The sequence below is a fragment of the Acidisphaera sp. S103 genome, assembly GCF_009765975.1.
Classification (GTDB): Bacteria; Pseudomonadota; Alphaproteobacteria; order Acetobacterales; family Acetobacteraceae; genus Rhodopila.
Genome location: NZ_LMUJ01000080.1, coordinates 2,882 through 17,891, shown reverse-complemented (window position 1 = coordinate 17,891; position 15,010 = coordinate 2,882). Strand labels below are relative to the sequence as shown.

Below are 15,010 nucleotides of genomic sequence, written 5' to 3'. Positions count from 1 at the left end.
TCAGGGGGCCTCGGCGCGGCCGACCAGCCGTCCGTCTTCGGTCCGAACCCGGATCGCAAAATCGTACCGGTCGATGTCGAGCGCGATCTCCACATCCTGCCGATGCAAATGCGGACGCCCCGGATCATTGAACCGCGCGATTTCGCCGCCCGCCAGGATCAACCGACGAACCGCCGCCGGATCACCCGGCCGGCCCTCCAGCAGATTCCGTAGATGCAAGGCGCAAAGTTCGTCCTCATCCGTCCTCGCGACTCCGCTGTCGCCCATCGCTACCAAGGCCACCCGCTCCGATCCCCCCGCCGCCAACGCCCGAGCTGTCGCCTTGGCGGTCACCAGCGATGCGGCATACAGACGGTCGGCACCACCCGCCGCGACGATCCCCTGGGTGCCTGCGCTGGTTCGCTGGATAATCGTCTTCCCACCGAAGTCGACCCCCGACACCTCAAACGGAGAATTCCCGAAATCGAACCCATCCGGCTTGCGGCCACCAACCTCCCCCATGCAGACCTGCCCCAACCCGCTCTCGCGCAACGCGAACGCTTCCTCGATCGTGCTCACAATCACGATCCGCGACGCGCCATTGGCCAGCGCCACCGCCGCCGTCGTGAACGCTCGGAACACGTCGATCACGGCAACCGCGCCCGTCGCCTGTCTGGCCCCCTCAAGCAGGCTACCCACGAAGATTTCCATTCCATCCTCCATCCCGCGGTAGGCACCATGAGGCCCGGTCGCGTAACCTGACCCGATGCCATTCGCCATCACCCTCCGGCTCGATCCAGCCAGTGCCGATCGCATAGAGAGCCTGCGGCACGCTCTCGCGACCGAGGGCATCGACAGCGACCGCTACAATCTCGTCTACCCCGCGCACATCACCCTCGCGATCTACCCTGACCGCACGCCGGAGGACAGGCTGCACGCCGCCCTGGCCCACGTCACCGCATCCTGGCGAATCCTCCCGGTCACATTAAGCGGGATCGGCATTTTCCATGGCACGTCCTCAATCCTGTGGGCCGCTCCGGTGGTTGGACGTGACCTGCTCATGCTTCACGCCAGCCTCGCCGAGGCATTGCCCGATCTATCGATTCACCCACACTACCAGCCGGAAGCCTGGACACCGCACGTCACGTTGACCGGCGCGCTGCCGGACCCGGGACCGGCGCTGAAAACCCTGCTGACACACTGGCAGCCAGTGACTGGGACACTGGTGCAGGCCGACCTCGTACGTTTCCGCCCAGTCGAAATGCTGCAAAGCCGTTCCCTGGCGCAGCCCTAATTCCATACGGCCCGCGTGGTGGCGCTGCGGAAAAAGCAAGACTCTAACGCAGATAAAAGGAGATGCACGCCGAACACGCAGATGATTTCGGGGCGCCTCACAAACCGCGAACCTCGCATTTGACCGCCAGCCCGAATTATGCGCCAGACAAAGCCACCGGCCGATCCCAATGAGAGTCAAACGCCACATCGCTGGACAACCGCCAGCCCGGCGACGTGACTTCATAGACCAGTGCATTCTCAGCAGTCGTCAGATTTAGCCCGTCATTTATAAGCAGGAGAAGATTAGGAGCGGTTGCGTTCGCCGGGTAATCCGTCCAGTATTCTTCGCAAGCATTTAAAAAAGCTACTATGGCACCTTCGACCACCACCAAATCGCCAGTAAAGGACATTCTGTATACTCCGCAATAAGAGTTTTTGATGTTAACGGTCGAGTTTTTCTTGATTACCGTATCGATTTTTTTACTCTGAATCCCAGGTCGCTGTAGCCCAGATCAGCTCTTATTGCGGACCTTGAAGCCGAGCGTGAAACCCAGGCAAGGCCATTCCCGCTCCCGCCTCGTTCTACTCTCTTGGCACAATCGCCATCCGTCCGTGCGCTTCCGTCAACGGGTGCCTTGTCGTAGCTGTCCACCCAACAATCTTTGGTCCATTGCGATGCATTTCCCAACATATCATAAAGGCCAAATGGATTTGCTGGAAAGGTTCCGACAGAGATCGGACGCTGCGGATATGCGTTATTGTTGCACTGGTAACAGTTAGCCTTTCCGACGACCATGTCGTTACCCCACCATCGCGCGGTCTGGCTTCCGGCCCGGGCTGCATACTCCCACTCTGCCTCGCTTGGCAGCTCATAGTGGCCAGGCGCTGGGCCGGATGCACCGCTGTCCGTCTTCTTATCGAGCCAGGCGAGGTAGGCTTTCGCGTCATCCCAGGTAACACAGACAACAGGGTCTCGTTCTGTTTGCCTGAAGCCAGGATGGGACCACGTTGCGGACGTCGTGTGGCCACGGCGCCCGTCGATACCAAAAATATAGCAAGATCCGGTTGAGTAGCCAGTCTCCCGCACGAAGACGGCAAATTCGCCGACCGTCACCGGATATTTTCCCAAGGCAAGAGCCTTGGAAATAGTGACCCTATGCTGAGGATGCTCGTATGCCATGAATTTCTGGGCCGCTTGATGATCGGTAATGCCCAAAAAGGTAGCAATACCTGGAGCCTCTGCCGGAACAGCGCCGAGATCCCTTTTTGTATCGGATTCGGTTGATCCCATCAAAAAACTGCCGCCGGGGATGACCACCATTTCGGGGCAATCCGGACAATCACGGAAGGTGATTCCAGGTTGAAGGCCCTGTGCTCTGGAGTGATCTTCGGCAACTACGCTACCTAATAATATTAAGGCGACGATTGCTAAGGGTCTCCATTGCCTCGTAATCCACGCGACCCAATCCGATGCGCAAAGCGACGCTCGTCCATTGCGCGTAGACAGTCGTACCAACATTTTTGGTAACCCAGAATCAGCCGTCATCTTACACTACTTGATGTGCCGGTGGACCGTCTCAAGAAACCGCGCCAAGCGTGTTGAGCATGCTGAACGCGCATCCGACCGCCCAGCCCATCACTATCTGCGTGTTCCGCGTGCATCTTCTTTCATCTGAGTTGTAATTCTTCCTTCGCCAGACACGCCACCCCCCATTGCGCAACCCCACCCGATAGGGTACCCCCCTATCCATGACCCACACCATCCGTGAGAAACAGAAGCTCCTGGCCCGCGTCCGCCGCCTCCGCGGCCAGATCGAGGCCATCGAACGCGCCCTGGAAACCGAATCCGGCTGCGAGCAGGTCATGCACCTCATCGCCGGCGCCCGTGGCGCCATGGCCGGCCTGATGGCGGAGGTCGTCGAGGACCACGTCCGCACCCATCTCGTAGACGCCGAACTCCACCCCGCCGCCCTGAACCCGGATGCGGTCGAGCAACTGCTCGACGTCGTCCGCACCTACCTGAAATGACAGGACAAGGCATGGAACCGCACAGCCACGTCTTCCTCGGTGAAGGCCACGAACACGCCGAAAAGCGCACCTGGGCCGTCATCTGGCTCTGCGCGACGATGATGGCGCTGGAGGTTCTGGGCGGCCTGCTGTTCGGCTCCATCGCCCTGGTCGCCGACGGCCTGCACATGAGCACCCATGCCGGCGCCCTGCTGCTCGCCGCCCTGGCCTATCGCTACGCCCGCCGTCACGCCGCCGATGCTCGTTTCACCTTCGGCACCGGCAAACTCGGCGACCTCGCCGGCTTCACCAGCGCCATCGTGCTGGCGATGATCGCGCTGCTGATCGGGTGGGAGGCAGCCGGCCGCCTGCTAAACCCTGTGCCGATCGCCTTCGGCGAGGCTATCCCCATCGCCTGCCTCGGCCTGACCGTGAACATCGCCAGCGCCTGGCTCCTCGGCGCCGGCCATCACCATCATCACTACCACCACGACCACGACCACGATGAAACCCGCACGCTCGATTTTTCCGGCACTAGGCTGACCTTGGAAATCCACGAGGACGGCGTCCCACCCCGCTTCCGCATCCGCGAATCCGTGCCCCCCGACACGGTATGGGCGGAAACCACCCGCCCCGACGGCGCCCGCCAACGCTTCGCGTTCACCCAACTGGCCGGCATCCTGGAAAGCATCGACGAAATCCCCGAACCGCACGACTTCACCGTCGACCTCCACCTCGGCGACACCCAGGCGTCGACGATCTATGAAGAACACACCCACACCGAAGCCCACCGCGACAACAACATGCGGGCCGCGATTGTCCACGTCATGGCCGACGCCGCGGTGTCCGTCCTGGTGATCGTCGGCCTGCTGCTGGCCAAGGCGTTCGGCTGGCTATGGATGGATCCGCTGGCTGGCATCGTCGGGGCCGGCGTCATCGCCAGTTGGGCCTATGGCCTGATACGCGACACCGGCGGTATCCTGCTCGACATGAACCCCGATCGCGTGCTGACCGAACGACTGCGGCAGGAAATCGAGACCGACGGCGACAAACTCACCGACCTCCACATCTGGCGGCTCGGTCCTGGCCATCTGGGCGCGGTTCTGTCCGTCGTAACCGGCAAGCAGCGCGGGCCGGAGGACTACCACGAACGCCTGAGGCACTTCGCCGCGCTGTCCCACGTCACCGTCGAAGTCCAACCCCGTTGAACCCCGACGCCGACGCCAAGCTGCGCGACTTCGCCACGCTGCTGTTGCGCTGGAACGCCACCCTGAACCTGATCGCGGCGCGCGACGCTGCCACCCTGTGGGACCGTCACATCGCCGACTCGCTGCAACTCGTCCCGCTGATGCCCAAGGACACACCCCGAGCCATAGATCTGGGCACCGGCGGCGGCTTCCCCGGCCTGGTGCTGGCGATCGCCACCGGCATCCCGTTCGACCTGATCGAGTCCGATCAGCGCAAGGCGTCATTCCTGCGCACAGCGATCCTGCAGACCGGCGCCCCCGCCACCGTGCATTGCTGCCGGATCGAGGACGCCACGGTGCCACCGGCCCCCCTGGTCACCGCCCGAGCCCTGGCCCCGCTGCCGCGATTGCTACCCCTGGCGGCACGGCTGCTGACCGACAACGGAACCTGCCTCTTCCTGAAAGGCGCGAAAGCCGAGGACGAACTGGCCGCCGCCACCGATTGGTCGATGGCGGTCGACCGCGTGCCAAGCCAGACAGGTCAGGACGGCGTCGTCCTGCGCATCACCGGACTGTGCCCCAAAGCGTCCTGACCGCGCGGTCAGAACTTCTCCACCCAGGGCCGCAACTCAACTTCCCACGTCCACGCGCTCCGCGGCTGGTTTGCCACCTGCCAGTACGTCTCGGCGATCGCATCCGGGTCCAGCGTGCTGTCCGGATTGTCGTTCGAATCCGCCCGCGCCGCGCTCCGAATCCCGCCATCGATGACGAAATGCGCGACGTGCACGCCCTTCGGCGACAACTCACGCGCCAGGCTGGACGCCAGCCCACGCAGCGCGAACTTGCCCATCGCGAAGGCAGACGAATTCGGATACCCCTTCACACTGGCCGACGCCCCGGTCAGCAGGATCGCCCCGGACCCACGCGCCACCATGTGCCGCGCCGCCTGCTGCGCCACCAAAAACCCACCATAGGCGCTGACCGAAATCGCCCGAGCGACATCCGCCGGGTCCAGATCCGTCACCGGCCCCCGCGCCCGGGCACTGGCGTTGTAGACCACGATATCCGGCACGCCCTGTGTGGCGACCACCACTTCGAACAGCGCGGCGACCTCCTCGGGTTCGGTCGCCTCGCAGGCGAAGGTCACCCCGGCGGTCTCCTCCGCCAACTTCTGCAATTTGTCTGGATCACGGGCCGCCATCGCCACCTGCAACCCGTGCTTGCTGAACAATCGCGCCAATGACGCGCTCAGACCCGGCCCCACGCCCACGATCAATGCTGTTTTCGGTTCCATTTCAACGCCCTCCGGAGATCGGTACTATGACGCCCGTAATATAGGACGCTTCCGGAGAAAGTAACCACAGCACCGCGGTCGCGACTTCATCGGTACTGCCGACCCGCCCCATCGGCACCCCGCCAACCAGCCGAGTCAGCCGGTCCGGCAACCCGGCACGAACATGCAGATCGGTCTGGATCAACCCCGGACTGACCGCGTTCACCCGGATGCCGCGCTGCGCCAATTCCTTCGACGCACCCACCGTCAGGCTGTCCAGCGCCCCTTTCGATGCCGCGTAATGGATCCACTCGCCCGCCCCACCGAGCTCCGCCGCCCGCGACGAAACATTGACGATCGCCCCACCGGCCCCGCCCCGATCCGTCGCCATCCGGGCCACCGCTTCCCGGATCATCAGGAACGGCCCGCGCACATTCGCCCCCAGCACCGTATCAAGGATCTCCGTCGTCACCGTGTCGATCTTGCCCATCGGCCCCGGCGTTCCGGCATTGTTGACCAGCGCAGTGACCGGCCCCAATTCCGTATCGACCGTCCGGTACAGCGCCAGGATCGACCCCTCGTCGGCCATTTCCGCCCGCACCGCGATCGCCTTGCCGCCGGCCGCGGTGATATCGGCGACCACCGCTCGCGCCATCGCCTCATTCGACTGATAGGTCAGCGCCACCGCGTAACCCCGAGCGGCCGCCAGCCGGCCCACCGCTTCGCCGATCCCCTGGCTACCGCCGGTAACGATCATGACCGGTTGCATCTTGGCTTTCTCCCCGTGCTTGCCTTGCCCGCACATCATGCGCGCCCAGCCGTCGGGTTAAAACCACCCCATGCCCACGAACCCCGCCGCCGCACCGGCCGCGAGCACCCAAAGCGGGTTGATTCGCTCCCCCAATGTAGCAACCACGGCAACAACGGTGATCGCCGTCAGCCCCCAGGTCCCGTCCGACGCACGAGCGATGATCGCCGCGCTGGCCGCGACCAACCCGACCGTCACCGGCACCAGCCCGGCCTGCACGATGCGGCGCCACGGATTGTTCTTGAACCGCCGCCACAAGCCCAAAGCCAGGCCCATCAGGATGGAGGACGGCCCGAACATCGCCACCGAAGACACCACCAGACCGGGCAGACCCGCAACCCGCCAGCCCAGGAGCGGAACGATCATCAGGTTCGGCCCCGGTGCCGCCCGAGCCAGCGCGAACACCGCGCTGAAATCGGACGCCGACATCCAGTGATGCACGTCGACCACCTGGCGCTGCATCTCCGGCAGAGTCGTGTTGCCACCGCCGAACGCCAGCAGCGACAACTCCGCAAATATGGCAGCCAGCGAAACCAGCACTCCGGTCATGCCGTCCGCCACCACGTGATGGCGATACTGAGTGGCGCCAGAACCAGCATCGTCGGCAGCAACGGCACGCGCAGCCACCCGACGGCGGCAAAGCACAGCCCGGTAATGACCAGCCCGAAGAACCTTGTCCGCAGCGGCGCCAGCATTTTCAGCGCCGTCGTCACCAGCAATCCCGCAGATGCCGCCGCCAGCCCGGCAAACAGATGCTGGACATGCGGATCATCCCGGAACCGCTCGAAGAAGACGCCCAGGCCGATCACGATCGCCGTCGGCGCCGCCATCAAACCGGTCAGCGCCGCCACCGCCCCGGCCGCACCACGGAACTCCAAACCGACCGCGACCGACAGATTGATGATATTGCCACCCGGCAGGAACTGGCACAGGCCCAATGTCTCGATGAACGCCTCGGCCGTCATCCAGCGCCGCTGTTCCACCAGCATCCGCCGCGCCAGCGGCAGCACTCCGCCAAACCCGATCAGGCCAAGCCCCAGAAATCCAAGAAACAATGCCCAGACCGAGGGCACCTCCGCCCCGCCGCGCCGTTCGGCCATCGATACCCTCCGCGTGTCCCGAACGACACTTGCGATGGTCCTCTCATGATGTCCAATGCAACCGCGAACGTTTTGCGATACTCTGCCGGTATGAATCTGATCGAGCTCCGCCGCCTGCGCGCCTTCGTCGCCGTGGCCGAGGAAGGCCACATCACCCGAGCAGCCGAACGGCTGGGGATGCAGCAACCGCCGCTCACCCGGCTACTACACGGCCTGGAGAAAGAACTGGGCGTCCTGCTGATGCACCGCCTGCCGCGCGGCGTGCGCCCGACCGAGGCCGGCAAAGCCCTGCTGACAGAAGCCCGTGCTGTCCTCGCCCGCGCCGAGGGCCTGAACGATGTGGTCCGTCGCGCGGCCCGCGGCGAACAGGGCCGCCTCGCCATTGGCTTCACCAGTTCCGCCGCGCTGCATCCCTTCGTTCCCGCCGCCCTGCGCACCTTCCGCGAGGCCCTGCCCGGTGTTTCCATCGTGTTGGAGGAAGCCGGCACCGGCGAACTGGTGGATGCCCTGCTGCACGAACGGCTGGACGCGGCCTTCGTGCGCTCCTCAGTCGCCAGCATGGCCAACCTGCTCGTCGACCCCGTCCTGGACGAACCGATGATCGCCGCGTTGCCATTAGGACATCGCCTCGCCGCGGATACCGCTTCGCCGCTGCCACTCGCCACGCTGGCGGCCGAGGAATTCGTGCTCTACCGCCGCCCCGCCGGCCCCGGCCTCTACGACGCCATCCTGGCCGCCTGCCGAACCGCCGGGTTCAGCCCAATCATCGCGCAGGAAGCCCCCCGCCTGCCGGCAACGCTCAGCCTGGTGGCGGCGGGCCTCGGCGTGTCGATCGTGCCAGCCTCCATGCAACGCCTGGGCGGCGAGAACATCGCCTATCGGCGGCTGGACGGTTGCCCGGACTTATCCGCACCGCTGCACCTGACGATGCGGCGGACAGTCCTGTCCCCGGTGCTGGCCCGGTTCCGCGCGCTGGTGCGTCAAATGAAAGACAATCATCCGCCCACACCCTGACGTTATTACCCTTCTTTTACCCAGCCGTTCCCCTATCATCCCACCCCAACAAACAACCCGGAGGTGACCCAAGTGCTCGGTCTGATGCAGCCCCAGGGGCTGATGATTTCCTCGATCCTGACCCACGCCGCCCGGCACCACGGATCAGGCGAAATCGTATCCCGCACGCACGAGAACACCACCCATCGCTACACCTGGCGAGACGTCGAGGCCCGATCCCGGCGCCTCGTCCGAGTCCTGCAAAACCTCGGCGTCGGACCCGGGGACCGCGTCGGCACCCTGGCCTGGAACGGATTCCGCCATCTGGAGGTCTACTACGCCGCCCCCGGCATGCAGGCGATTTGCCACACCATCAACCCCCGCCTGCATCCCGACGATATTTCGTACATTATCAATCACGCGCAGGATAAAATCCTGTTCGTCGACAGCAGCTTCGCCGCACTGATCACCACAATCGCACCGAACATCGCCGAAACCGTCAAGACAGTCGTCATGCTGACTGCGCCGGAAACCATGGCCGACGTCACCCTCGCCCCCGGCATGACACTGGCCTGTTACGACCAACTGATGGACGCGGCCGACGACGACTACGTCTGGCCGCTGTTCGACGAAAACACCGCCAGCGCGCTTTGCTACACCTCCGGCACCACCGGCCGCCCCAAAGGCGTGCTGTATAGCCACCGCTCAACGTGGCTGCACGCCTATGCCACCGCATTGCCCGACGTCCTGAACATACGTGCGACCAGTCGAGCCCTGCCGGTCGTGCCGATGTTTCACGTCAACGCCTGGGGCATGCCCTACGCCGCGGCACTGGTCGGAGCCTCTCTTATCCTGCCCGGCCGTCATCTCGACGGCGCCAGCATGGCCAACCTCCTCAACACCGAACGCGTCACCTTCACCGCCGGCGTCCCCACCGTCTGGCTCGGCCTTCTGCAACACCTCCGTTCCAGCGGCGAACGGCTGGACACCGTCGAACGCATCATGACCGGAGGCTCCGCCGCCCCGCCGCTGCTGATCGAAGCCTTCCGCGACGAATATGGCGTGGCGGTCGAGCACGGCTGGGGCATGAGCGAACTCAGCCCTGTCGGCACCTACAACGCCCCCAAACCCGCCCAGCAGGGACTGACCAAGGACCAGGCCACGCGGCACATGCTGAAACAAGGCCGCATCCTGCCCGGCATCGACATGAAGATCGTCGACGGCGATGGCCACGAACTGCCCTGGGACGGCACCGCGTTCGGTGACCTGGCGGTCAAAGGCCCCTGGATCGCCAGCGCCTACTACGGCGACCAACCCGGCACCGCCCTCGACCAGGACGGCTGGTTCGCCACCGGCGACGTCGCCACCATCGACCCCGACGGCTTCATGGAGATTACCGACCGCTCCAAGGACGTCATCAAGTCGGGCGGCGAGTGGATCAGCTCCATCACCCTGGAGAACATCGCCGTCTCCCACCCCGACGTCCTGGAGGCCGCGGTGATCGCCGCCCGCCACCCCAAATGGGACGAACGCCCGCTGCTGCTGGTGGTCCCGCGCCCCGACAAGACCGTCGACCCTGCGTCTGTTCTGGCCCTGTACGAAGGCAAGGTCGCCAAATGGTGGCTGCCGGATGAGGTCGTGGTCGTCCCAGAACTGCCCCACACCGCCACCGGCAAGCTACTGAAGACAAGTCTAAGAACGCAGTATAAAGATCATTACTTGAAAGCGTCGTAACCCATGCGTCGGACACCTGGCCACGGCGCGGACGAGGCCACGCCTACGGCTCCCCGCCCCACCTAACCCGCATGGACCGGAAACTCCTGGCCTGGGGCCTGCGCCACAAGCCGGTCCCCTTGCCCCGCCTGTGGCTGTTCACCGACGACAGGCGCCTTCCCGATCCGCGCATGTCGGTTGCCTGTCTGCCCCGCGGTCAAGCCGGAGTCGTCCTGCGGCACGACCATGACCCCGCCCGAACCAGCCTCGGACGCGACCTGGCACGGATCTGCCGCGCCCGCCGGTTGATCCTGGTGGTGGCAGGCAATGCTCGGCTGGCGGCGGCGTTGCACGCGGGCGTCCATCTGCGAGGCGGCTACCGGCCCGGACCGGTTCGCACACGCGGTGTGACCACAAGTTCCGCCCATTCGATACCGGATCTGCTTCGGGCTCGGCGAGCGCACGCCGATCTGGTTTTCCTGTCACCGGCCTTCGCCACCGCAAGCCATGCCGGCGCCCCCGGCCTGGGTCCGTTGCGCTGGGCGGCAATCGCCCGGCACCGCGCCTGGTCATTCCCCGCCATCGCGGCGCTAGGTGGCGTGGATGGCGGCACGATCAAGCGGTTACCCTCCCGATTGGTACAGGCGGCCGGCGCGATCGGAGCACTCAGTACCGGCTGATCTCTGGCGACCACCGGAGCGGAGCGCTCCGCTCCGGTCATGGTCGGACAATACGCCATCCCCCAAGCGGTGTACCACCGCAACCCCACGAGACTGCGCCGCGGCTGCCACACGGCGGTAATCCTATGGCTCAGTCGGCCTCGAATACGCATGTTGCATAAAAAGCGCAGTGTTCCAGAAATGCCATGATGCACTCCCGAAGCGGGTTGCAGGGGCATAAACATCCCGTCATTAATTTTCGTCAGGGTCTGGCTGCCCCCCGCCTGTTCGCGGGAGACGACGGGCGGGGCCTGAGGAGATCGCCGGGACACCGGTGTAATAAGGAGGATTTTCATGCGTAAGCTTCTCATGGCCAGTGGGGCCATTCTGGGGGCGTCCGCCAGTCTGGCGTTTGCCCAGACGCAGGTTCCCGCGAACCCGTCCCAAGGTCAGTTGGTCGCTCCGTACGCGGGCGGCGCATCGTACAACAGCAACAACAACTCCTGGGGTATCCCCAACACCCCATCAGGCAGCGCGGCTGCCGGCGGCCTCAGCACCTATGGCTCGGTCGGGCAGAACTTCTATGCCGTTCCGGCACCCGGCACCGTTGTCATCCGACTCAACGGCAAGGTCGAGGCCGACGTTGGCGTGACCTCCACCAGCCTGAACAGCTACCATGTCCCGGGCGGTGTCACCTACAAGCAGAACGCGACTTCCGTCAGCTCCTACATGCGCCTGTATCCCGGGTTCGACGGCACCAGCACGAACGGCATCCATTACGGCGCCCAGATCGAGCTGCGTGAGAACTTCCAGCCCGCGATGGCCGCAACCGGCACCACGGCGGCGCCATCCATCGCCAGCCCGTCGGTCAACACCTCCGCAGAAACCGTCTTTGTCCGCCGCGCCTATACCTACCTGTCCGCGGATCAGGTCGGTATCCTCCGCATCGGCCAGGGTGACGGCGTTATCGGCCTGTTCGACAACTGCATTTTCACCAGCCAATGCTGGGATGCGGGCGACGGCGTGTTCCAGGGCCCTGGCTTCGGCGGCGTCAACTTCGGCAACGCACTGGGCGGTGGCGCCACCAACTATCCGTGGCTCGCACAGGCGGGTGCCGAATACGCCAACGAAAAGCTGACTTACCTCACCCCGCAGATCTACGGCTTCGATATTGGCCTGCAATACGCGCCGAGCGAGGGCAACGCCTACCAGATGTCCTCACCCCTCGCCGCTTTCTCATCGGGTGGCAGCCCCGGGCTTCCGAGCGGCGGCGACAACTCGATCCAGACAACGACCGGCAACACCGCCAACCGCTGGTATAATCAGGTTGGTGCGGGTCTTCGCTATGAGCACACCTTTGGACCCGTCGACGTGAAGGCCTACGGCTTCTACGAACACGCCGCGGGCGAAGATGCCGCCACATACACGACCGCCACGCCGGGCACCGCCGCTTTCATGTCGGCAAGCGCCAACGCCCTGCACTACCAACAGATCGGCTTCTACCAGGGTGGTCTCGCCGTCACCACCGCAGGCCTGACCGCCGCCGTCACCTACCAAGGTGGCAAGGTCAACAACCAGCTGGCCCTCGACCCCAGCGGCGGCGCGCCCATGGACGCGACCGTCTTCGGCCTGACCTACGTCAACGGTCCCTGGGTGCTCGGCTCCGCCTTCGGCATCATCAACTCCCAGGGCAGTGCGAACCTGGTAGGGGTCTCGCAGCGTCACCAGTTCGAAGCCGCGCTCGGTGGCAACTACAGGCTCGCCCCGGGTGTGAACCTGGTGCTCGAATACAACTACTATCAGACCCACCAGGGTGACTTCAATTTCGCGACCAACGCTGTGGGTGGTGGCAACGCCTACAACGACGTGAAGGGTCAGGCCCTGTTCGTCTCGACCATGCTGACCTGGTAATCAACGCGATCAACCAGACGATCGAAGCGGCGGGGCATCACCCCGCCGTTTCTTTTTGTGACGCGCTCTCGGAGCCGAACCTCACGCACAGCGGCAAAGAAGCGCGAATACAGATTTAGCGGATTAATACCGGCGACCGTTGACGTTGACACATCAACCTCATCATCGACCGGCGAAGTCCGGCCCATTCGATCCAGCACCTTATTGTGGCGATGGCCCAGACTGGCGTTAGGCCATGACGGATCAAAAGACGGCCTCAATCTCGGACACACCCCAACCACCGCGATGCGTCCTGGACCGTGGCCTTCCAGCGAGAGTCGAAATACTCTGGCGCATAAGTGCCGAATCGCACCAATAGCGACGGCCACGTCGCACGCCGCGAACGGCAGGGTGTGGGAATGCGAGCGAAAGGGGGGGACCAATGACAATCAGCGAAAACGCCAACCATCCAGCACCGACGCCGTCGCGACCATGCCAGTACACGCTGTTCTTTATCCCGCGCGGCATGGTGGCGGAAGCCGAGAGCTTCTTCGCCGGAATGGAGGAACCGGACGACTATTTCCTGCTCGTTCCGGCCATGCGGGTCGAACAACTATCCTGGCGCCCCGAACGGATCAAACGGAGTGACGTCCGCTCCCTCACCCACCACCGCGCCGGCGTATGGGTCGCGCTGAGTGAACCGCAAAAAGCCGTCCAGCTACGTGCCATCCTTGATGAGCGCCATCGACACTAATGGTCTTTCAGAAACGCGCGGATTTGATCGTCCCGCATCAGTTTGCACGCACACAGGCTGGAAAGATCGCGATGAAACGCCTGGAGACGCAGAAGCAACGCATCCGGTGCGATATCGATTGGCACCGGAAAACCCTCCCGATGCAGCCGGCGGAGGCGGCGTAGCAGATTCGGTAGGCCGGATCCGCCCCCAAATGGCTCAAAAAACAACAGCTTATAGTAGAAAATGTGAGGGGGCCGGGCATTTGTCGGCCGCAGCACGATCTCCCCGATTTCATCGATCCAGTTAACCAGGCTGTCTACCCAGACCTCGCGTTGAAACGGGTCCGAAATTGTCCACAGCTTCAGCAGGTGGTCATTGATCGGCTTCTCTAACCCGGTAATGACACGTTCCGCTTTTTTCTGCGTATACGCCATTTCCAGCAAGACGCCCGAATCAAGCAGATCATGCAGTTGCATGTGCATATAGGTCGCCCCCTCGATTACCCCGCATCAGAAATGCTCACGATCAATTCGCCTGGCGGCGACGCCACGGTTCCGCGCCACCCCTTCTGAGCAAGATGGATTATCGAAATATAAGTTTCAATTTATATTTTTGCCGACCGTTGATCAGTCCGGATCGCTGGTGAACGGTATTGGAGTGTGCGGAGCGGCGGAGCAGCCGCTCTACCGACACGCAGGTAATATATTGTATTTGCTTATATTTCCTCTTTCCGATTGCCCTGAATTTGTAACCCCCTCTCCGCTCTGTGGCTATTTCGCCACGGTGCTTCATGAAAGCCACTACCCTACTCCAAAACAGGTTGCAGTCGGGTAATTTTCAATTCATGAATTTGCTCGGGTCTGGCAGCCCCCCGCCTGTTCGCGGGAGTCGACGGGCGGGGCCTGAGGATCGCCGGAACACCGGTGCAATAAGGAGGATTTTCATGCGTAAGCTTCTCATGGCCAGCGCGGCCATTCTGGGGGCATCCGGCGGTTTGGCGTTGGCCCAGCAAGTGCCCGCAAGCCCGGCCCCGGTGCCCGCGAACCCGTCTCAAGGTCAGTACGCGGCGCCGTACGCCGGCGGCCCCTCGTACAACAGCAACAACAACTCTTGGGGTATCCCCAACACCCCGTCAGGCAGCGCCGCCGCCGGCGGCCTCAGCACCTATGGCTCCCTCGGGCAGAACTTCTATGCCGTTCCGGCACCCGGCACCGTTGTCATCCGCCTGGGTGGCAAGGTCGAAGCCGACTTCGGTTACAGCGCGAACAGCCTGAACAGCTACCATGTTCCGGGCGGTGTCACCTACAAGCAGAACCCGGTCACCGTCAGTTCCTACATGCGCCTGTATCCCGGGTTCGACGGCACCAGCACCAACGGCATCCATTACGGT

17 protein-coding genes and 1 pseudogene are annotated in these 15,010 nt (G+C 63.8%); 10 read left to right on the top strand and 8 right to left on the bottom strand.

All coding sequences use genetic code 11. The features are described 5' to 3' along the window. Positions 1–690: a 2-phosphosulfolactate phosphatase gene (locus GSQ89_RS27355; RefSeq protein WP_158931246.1), complete on the bottom strand. Its 690-nt coding sequence runs from the start codon at positions 688–690 to the stop codon at positions 1–3. A gap of 55 nt (positions 691–745) precedes the next feature. On the opposite strand from GSQ89_RS27355, the gene GSQ89_RS27350 reads away from it, so the two are divergent. Then, a complete protein-coding gene (locus GSQ89_RS27350) occupies positions 746–1,273 on the top strand; it encodes a 2'-5' RNA ligase family protein (protein ID WP_158931244.1) in 528 nt (175 codons plus the stop codon). A 136-nt stretch (positions 1,274–1,409) separates the two neighbouring features. Here GSQ89_RS27350 and GSQ89_RS27345 read toward each other — a convergent pair whose 3' ends face one another. Further along, positions 1,410–1,664: a hypothetical protein gene (locus GSQ89_RS27345; RefSeq protein WP_158931242.1), complete on the bottom strand. Its 255-nt coding sequence runs from the start codon at positions 1,662–1,664 to the stop codon at positions 1,410–1,412. Between the two features lie 53 nt (positions 1,665–1,717). Then, positions 1,718–2,575 (bottom strand): formylglycine-generating enzyme family protein, encoded by an 858-nt coding sequence (locus GSQ89_RS27340; RefSeq protein WP_158931240.1) that lies wholly within the window; start codon positions 2,573–2,575, stop codon positions 1,718–1,720. Between the two features lie 428 nt (positions 2,576–3,003). On the opposite strand from GSQ89_RS27340, the gene GSQ89_RS27335 reads away from it, so the two are divergent. From GSQ89_RS27335 to rsmG, 3 genes are read left to right on the top strand one after another with little or no spacing between them, the layout of a single operon-like run. Continuing rightward, on the top strand, positions 3,004–3,282 hold the full coding sequence (locus tag GSQ89_RS27335) for a metal/formaldehyde-sensitive transcriptional repressor (RefSeq protein WP_158931238.1): 279 nt from the start codon (positions 3,004–3,006) through the stop codon (positions 3,280–3,282). 11 nt (positions 3,283–3,293) lie between these two features. Further along, positions 3,294–4,469: a CDF family Co(II)/Ni(II) efflux transporter DmeF gene (gene dmeF, locus GSQ89_RS27330; RefSeq protein ID WP_254073396.1), complete on the top strand. Its 1,176-nt coding sequence runs from the start codon at positions 3,294–3,296 to the stop codon at positions 4,467–4,469. Continuing rightward, positions 4,466–5,041: a 16S rRNA (guanine(527)-N(7))-methyltransferase RsmG gene (gene rsmG, locus GSQ89_RS27325; RefSeq protein WP_158931234.1), complete on the top strand. Its 576-nt coding sequence runs from the start codon at positions 4,466–4,468 to the stop codon at positions 5,039–5,041. Before dmeF ends, rsmG begins: the two co-directional genes overlap by 4 nt. Positions 5,042–5,049: 8 nt before the next feature. Here the strand turns inward: rsmG and GSQ89_RS27320 are convergent, their stop codons facing one another. From GSQ89_RS27320 to GSQ89_RS27305, 4 genes are read right to left on the bottom strand one after another with little or no spacing between them, the layout of a single operon-like run. Next, entirely contained in the window at positions 5,050–5,742 is a 693-nt protein-coding gene (locus GSQ89_RS27320; RefSeq protein WP_158931232.1) for an SDR family NAD(P)-dependent oxidoreductase, read from the bottom strand. Between the two features lies 1 nt (position 5,743). Continuing rightward, positions 5,744–6,490 (bottom strand): SDR family oxidoreductase, encoded by a 747-nt coding sequence (locus GSQ89_RS27315; RefSeq protein ID WP_158931230.1) that lies wholly within the window; start codon positions 6,488–6,490, stop codon positions 5,744–5,746. 57 nt (positions 6,491–6,547) lie between these two features. Further along, positions 6,548–7,078, bottom strand: a complete 531-nt coding sequence (locus GSQ89_RS27310; RefSeq protein ID WP_158931228.1) for a chromate transporter — start codon at positions 7,076–7,078, stop codon at positions 6,548–6,550. Beyond that, a complete protein-coding gene (locus GSQ89_RS27305) occupies positions 7,075–7,629 on the bottom strand; it encodes a chromate transporter (protein WP_158931226.1) in 555 nt (184 codons plus the stop codon). Before GSQ89_RS27305 ends, GSQ89_RS27310 begins: the two co-directional genes overlap by 4 nt. Before the next feature lie 90 nt (positions 7,630–7,719). Here GSQ89_RS27305 and GSQ89_RS27300 point away from each other — a divergent pair, with 90 nt between their 5' ends. The 5 genes from GSQ89_RS27300 (at position 7,720) to GSQ89_RS27280 (ending at position 13,638) form a co-directional block, all read left to right on the top strand. Next, the gene (locus GSQ89_RS27300; RefSeq protein ID WP_174254936.1) at positions 7,720–8,643 is read left to right on the top strand and encodes a LysR family transcriptional regulator; all 924 of its coding nucleotides are present in this window, start codon (positions 7,720–7,722) and stop codon (positions 8,641–8,643) included. A gap of 72 nt (positions 8,644–8,715) precedes the next feature. Then, the gene (locus GSQ89_RS27295; protein ID WP_216856429.1) at positions 8,716–10,356 is read left to right on the top strand and encodes a long-chain-fatty-acid--CoA ligase; all 1,641 of its coding nucleotides are present in this window, start codon (positions 8,716–8,718) and stop codon (positions 10,354–10,356) included. 71 nt (positions 10,357–10,427) lie between these two features. Then, on the top strand, positions 10,428–11,015 hold the full coding sequence (locus GSQ89_RS27290) for a thiamine phosphate synthase (RefSeq protein ID WP_158931222.1): 588 nt from the start codon (positions 10,428–10,430) through the stop codon (positions 11,013–11,015). Between the two features lie 333 nt (positions 11,016–11,348). Further along, positions 11,349–12,905, top strand: coding sequence for a porin (locus GSQ89_RS27285; RefSeq protein ID WP_158931220.1), 1,557 nt, complete (start codon positions 11,349–11,351; stop codon positions 12,903–12,905). A 421-nt stretch (positions 12,906–13,326) separates the two neighbouring features. Further along, positions 13,327–13,638, top strand: coding sequence for a hypothetical protein (locus GSQ89_RS27280; RefSeq protein ID WP_158931218.1), 312 nt, complete (start codon positions 13,327–13,329; stop codon positions 13,636–13,638). Here the strand turns inward: GSQ89_RS27280 and GSQ89_RS27275 are convergent. Continuing rightward, positions 13,635–14,096, bottom strand: a complete 462-nt coding sequence (locus tag GSQ89_RS27275; RefSeq protein ID WP_158931216.1) for a hypothetical protein — start codon at positions 14,094–14,096, stop codon at positions 13,635–13,637. The two genes, GSQ89_RS27280 and GSQ89_RS27275, sit on opposite strands and share 4 nt — an antisense overlap. 467 nt (positions 14,097–14,563) lie before the next feature. Between GSQ89_RS27275 and GSQ89_RS38770 the strand changes: the two are divergent. After that, positions 14,564–15,010: pseudogene (locus tag GSQ89_RS38770) on the top strand (hypothetical protein); the annotation flags it as partial.

Excerpts from the sequence above, each read along its gene's own strand:
- GSQ89_RS27275 (WP_158931216.1), bottom strand. The coding sequence starts at position 14,096 with ATGCAACTGCATGATCTGCTTGATTCGGGCGTCTTGCTGGAAATGGCG.
- GSQ89_RS27280 (WP_158931218.1), top strand. The coding sequence starts at position 13,327 with ATGACAATCAGCGAAAACGCCAACCATCCAGCACCGACGCCGTCGCGA.
- GSQ89_RS27350 (WP_158931244.1), top strand. The coding sequence starts at position 746 with ATGCCATTCGCCATCACCCTCCGGCTCGATCCAGCCAGTGCCGATCGC.
- GSQ89_RS27315 (WP_158931230.1), bottom strand. The coding sequence starts at position 6,490 with ATGCAACCGGTCATGATCGTTACCGGCGGTAGCCAGGGGATCGGCGAA.
- GSQ89_RS27290 (WP_158931222.1), top strand. The coding sequence starts at position 10,428 with ATGGACCGGAAACTCCTGGCCTGGGGCCTGCGCCACAAGCCGGTCCCC.
- dmeF (WP_254073396.1), top strand. The coding sequence starts at position 3,294 with ATGGAACCGCACAGCCACGTCTTCCTCGGTGAAGGCCACGAACACGCC.
- GSQ89_RS27305 (WP_158931226.1), bottom strand. The coding sequence starts at position 7,629 with ATGGCCGAACGGCGCGGCGGGGCGGAGGTGCCCTCGGTCTGGGCATTG.
- GSQ89_RS27345 (WP_158931242.1), bottom strand. The coding sequence starts at position 1,664 with ATGTCCTTTACTGGCGATTTGGTGGTGGTCGAAGGTGCCATAGTAGCT.
- GSQ89_RS27285 (WP_158931220.1), top strand. The coding sequence starts at position 11,349 with ATGCGTAAGCTTCTCATGGCCAGTGGGGCCATTCTGGGGGCGTCCGCC.
- GSQ89_RS27335 (WP_158931238.1), top strand. The coding sequence starts at position 3,004 with ATGACCCACACCATCCGTGAGAAACAGAAGCTCCTGGCCCGCGTCCGC.
- GSQ89_RS27320 (WP_158931232.1), bottom strand. The coding sequence starts at position 5,742 with ATGGAACCGAAAACAGCATTGATCGTGGGCGTGGGGCCGGGTCTGAGC.
- GSQ89_RS27355 (WP_158931246.1), bottom strand. The coding sequence starts at position 690 with ATGGAAATCTTCGTGGGTAGCCTGCTTGAGGGGGCCAGACAGGCGACG.
- GSQ89_RS27300 (WP_174254936.1), top strand. The coding sequence starts at position 7,720 with ATGAATCTGATCGAGCTCCGCCGCCTGCGCGCCTTCGTCGCCGTGGCC.
- GSQ89_RS27340 (WP_158931240.1), bottom strand. The coding sequence starts at position 2,575 with ATGGTGGTCATCCCCGGCGGCAGTTTTTTGATGGGATCAACCGAATCC.
- GSQ89_RS27310 (WP_158931228.1), bottom strand. The coding sequence starts at position 7,078 with ATGACCGGAGTGCTGGTTTCGCTGGCTGCCATATTTGCGGAGTTGTCG.